A 2,163-nucleotide genomic window follows, 5' to 3' on the forward strand; every position below is an offset into this window, starting at 1 on the left:
GCTCTGCTCGATCTCGTCTTCCTCTTCAGGCTTGCGGTTGCTCATGAGGCTCCGCTCCCGCCCGGCTTGGCACCGTCCGCGGCGGGCTGAGCCTTCGCCGTCTCGCGCGTTGCACCGGCCGCCGCCTCCGGTGCAATCGGCAGCGGCGCTTCAAGGGTGGAGGCCTCGATTGAGGGCGCCGCGGCCGACGCCTCGATGGCACCGGGATCTGCGGTCGCAACCGCAGGTGCCGGCGTGTCGACGGCCGTGGGTTCGGTGCCGAACGCCGCCTCAACCTCTTTCTGAGCGGTTTCGAGCGGATTGTTGAAGGCCGACGCCGCCTTCGCGCTGGCCTCGTCGAATTGCCGCTTCAGATCGGCGACTTCGGCCTCGCGCATTGCCTCGCGGAACTGGTCCTGGAATTCGGAGGCCATGCGGCGGACCTTGCCCATCCAATGGCCAAGCCCGCGCAGCACGCCGGGCAGTTCCTTCGGCCCGATCGCGATCAGCGCGACGATGCCGATGATGAGAAATTCGCTCCAGCCGAAATCGAACATGGACCCTTCGGACCCTTTGGACCCTTCTTACTCATGGGGTCCGTCGGCCTCACCTGCGAGGAGCGGGCGATGGCTCGCGTCTCCACAGGTGGGGCGGCCCTTCTCCCCCGCGACGCCCCAGCGGCGTCCGTCGGGACAAGGGCGGAAAGCTTCAGACGGTGCCCTCGAATTTCTTCTGGGTTTCCGCCTGCGTCTTGGCTTCGGTGCCGGCATTGATGGTCTTCATCGGCTCGCCGGGCTTGGTCTCGGCATTCGCGGTGTCGTCTTCCGCCATGCCTTTCTTGAAGGCCTTGATGCCCTGCGCCATGTCGCCCATCAATTCGGAAATCTTGCCGCGCCCGAACAGGAGCAGCACCACGACCAAGACGACGATCCAGTGCCAGATGCTGAGTGAACCCATGACGCGTAACCCTCCGGAAGGCGCGCCGTCTCTGTCCGCTGGTCTTCAATTCCATCGGACCGGTGGGCGCCGGGACATATCCGGAAACTAGGCCCCGGGCGCGGCAAAAACAAGGACTTCGGCCGGATCGCAGTCGAGGTAAAGACTATCGTTAATCGGCGGGATGGCGTCGCGCAGGAGCCGGCCTTTCAGCGGAACTTCAAGTCCTTGAACGGCAACCTCAACCAGATCGACATGACCGAGAAACTGGCGGCGCAGAATGCGCGCCGGCACCCCCGTCCCGCCCGGCCGAAGCCGCAGCGCCTGCGGACGGATTGCCACGGTTGCCGCACTGCCCTCGGCGAGCCCCGGTGCGGCAAAGCGCCCAACCGGGGTATGTGCAAAACCGTCGCGGACGGTCCCGGCAATCTCGTTCAGCTCGCAAAAGAAGCGCGCGACAAACAGGCTTTGCGGCTTCGTATAGATGTCCGCCGGCTTGCCGCTCTGCACCAGCGCTCCGCCGTGCATGAGCGCGATACGGTCGCCCATCCGCAGCGCCTCCTCCGGATCGTGGGTGACGATGATGCAGGTGACACGGGCTTCGCGCAGCACATTCATGGTGTCGTCGCGCACTTCGTCGCGCAGGCGCCGGTCGAGACCGGAAAACGGCTCGTCCATCAAGAGCACGCTCGGACGGGGAGCGACCGCGCGCGCCAGCGCCACCCGCTGCTGTTCGCCGCCGGATAGCATGTGCGGATAGGACGCAGCTTGCGCGGCAAGCCCGACGCGTCCGAGCGCGCGCAGCGCCTCACGTTCGGCCTCAGCCTTCGGCAAGGACTTCAGGCCGAACATCACATTGGCAAGATTGGTCAGGTGCGGGAACAGCGCAAAATCCTGGAACATCAAGCCGACGCCGCGGCGTTCCGGGGGCAGAAAATGCGGCCCCTCCGACACCGCCCGGTCATTAATGAGAACGCGGCCTTCGGCCGGCTCCTCGAGCCCGGCGGCCAGTCGCAGCAAGGTGGTCTTGCCGCAGCCCGAGCGGCCGAGGAGACACAGCATCTCGCCGGGTTCGACCGACAGCGAGACGTCACGTACGGCGGTCACCTCGCCATAGCGATGGGTCACAGACTCGAACGACAGCTTGGCCGCAATCGAGGCGGGCGTGCGGCCGGCCTCGACGCGTGACAGTCCGGCGCCGCTGCGGGCTCTCATTTACTCCTCGGAACGCTCTCCGCTGTCCTGCGC

The 2,163-nt window shown here is 66.2% G+C and carries 3 protein-coding genes; all 3 read right to left on the reverse strand.

Annotation, left to right across the window (positions count from 1 at the left end):
• Positions 1-41: 41 nt before the first annotated feature.
• Complete coding sequence (gene tatB, locus ACK41X_RS23485) at positions 42-536, reverse strand: Sec-independent protein translocase protein TatB (protein ID WP_409728747.1); 495 nt, start codon at positions 534-536, stop codon at positions 42-44.
• 151 nt (positions 537-687) lie between these two features.
• A complete protein-coding gene (locus ACK41X_RS23490; protein ID WP_409728750.1) occupies positions 688-936 on the reverse strand; it encodes a twin-arginine translocase TatA/TatE family subunit in 249 nt (82 codons plus the stop codon).
• Positions 937-1,023: 87 nt separating this feature from the next.
• A complete protein-coding gene (locus tag ACK41X_RS23495; protein ID WP_409728753.1) occupies positions 1,024-2,130 on the reverse strand; it encodes an ABC transporter ATP-binding protein in 1,107 nt (368 codons plus the stop codon).
• Positions 2,131-2,163 lie beyond the last annotated feature (33 nt).

Source organism: Pseudorhodoplanes sp., from assembly GCF_046289595.1.
Classification (GTDB): Bacteria; Pseudomonadota; Alphaproteobacteria; order Rhizobiales; family Xanthobacteraceae; genus Pseudorhodoplanes.